The 1,180-nt window shown below is 72.6% G+C and carries 2 protein-coding genes; both read right to left on the reverse strand.

Annotated features, from left to right (window positions below; all coding sequences use genetic code 11):
* A partial coding sequence (locus ACFVXJ_RS31270) for an NADPH-dependent F420 reductase (protein ID WP_389666840.1) occupies positions 1 to 452 on the reverse strand: 452 nt, incomplete at its 3' end.
* Between the two features lie 41 nt (positions 453 to 493).
* On the reverse strand, positions 494 to 1,180 hold a 687-nt coding region (locus ACFVXJ_RS31275; protein ID WP_389666842.1), incomplete at its 5' end, for an inositol monophosphatase family protein.

Genomic DNA, 1,180 nt, shown 5'->3' on the forward strand with positions numbered 1-1,180 from the left:
AGCAGTTCGCGGACGGTCTGCTTGGCCTGCGGGTCCTCGCCGGAGAGGAAGGCGTCGGGCGCCTGGGTGAGCGTGGCGGGCGCGGTCATCACCGGGAAGAGCATGGTGTTGAGCGTCTTGACGACGTGTGTTTCGGGGAGCGCTTCCTGGAGTTGCTCGGCGAGGCTGGAGCCGGGGTAGAGCAGGTGGGCGGGCAGTCCGTCCGGGCCGTCGACGGTGGCGTTGGAGACGTCCACGAGGATCTTGCCGTGCAGCTCCTCGCGCAGGGCGGCGAGACGTTCCAGTGCGCCGGCTCCCGGGGTGGCGTTGATGACGATCCGGGCCGCCCGGGCGGCCTCGGAGGCGGCCCCCGACGCGCGGTCCGCGACGGTCACCTCGTGCCCGGCCCGGGTGAGAGCCGTGGCCAGGTTGCCGCCGACGCGGCCGTTTCCGAGAACTGCGATCGTGGTCATGATGATCTGGTCCTTTCAAGCGTGCGGGTTGTGGTGAGCGGTCAACGGGAGAGCGTGGCGACGGCTTCGGCGTGGACGCCGGGCGCGGCGGCCAGGAAGCTCTCGCTCTGCGGGGTCCAGGGGCGGCCCTCGGCGTCGGAGATCCGTCCGCCGGCCTCGGTGACGAGCAGCGCCCCGGGCAGCAGGTCCGCCCGGGCGCCGGCGTACTGCCAGAAGGCGTCGATCCGGCCGGCGGCCACGTTCGTGAGGTGCAGGGTCGCGGGCACGGCGGTGCGCACGACGAGCGCGTCGAAGAGCATCGCGGTGATCGAGGAGCCGACGCGCCGCACCACCATCTCGTCCTCGTCCGGCCGGGCCTGGCTGGTGGCCACGATGCTCAGGCCGAGGTCCGCGGCCGGGGAGACGCACAGCGGCCGGCCGTCGAGAAAGGCGCCCGCGCCGGCGAGCGCGGTGTAGGTCTCACCGGTCAACGGCAGGTGGACCACGGTGAGCACCGGCTGGTTCTCTCGCACGAGGGTCGCGGTCACCGCCCACTCCGGCAGACCGTGCAGGTGGTTGACGTTGCCTTCGGCCGGATCCACGACCCACCACTCGCCGGGCGGCAGCGCCCCACCGTCCAACTCGTCCTCCACCCAGGCGGCCTCCGGGCGCAGGCTCGTAAGGCGGGGGCGCAGGATGTCCAGGGCAGTGTCGTCGTTGACGGCGAGCGCACGCATCAGCTCGTCACG

The sequence above is a fragment of the Streptomyces sp. NPDC058279 genome (assembly GCF_042881255.1).
Lineage (GTDB): Bacteria > Actinomycetota > Actinomycetes > Streptomycetales > Streptomycetaceae > Streptomyces.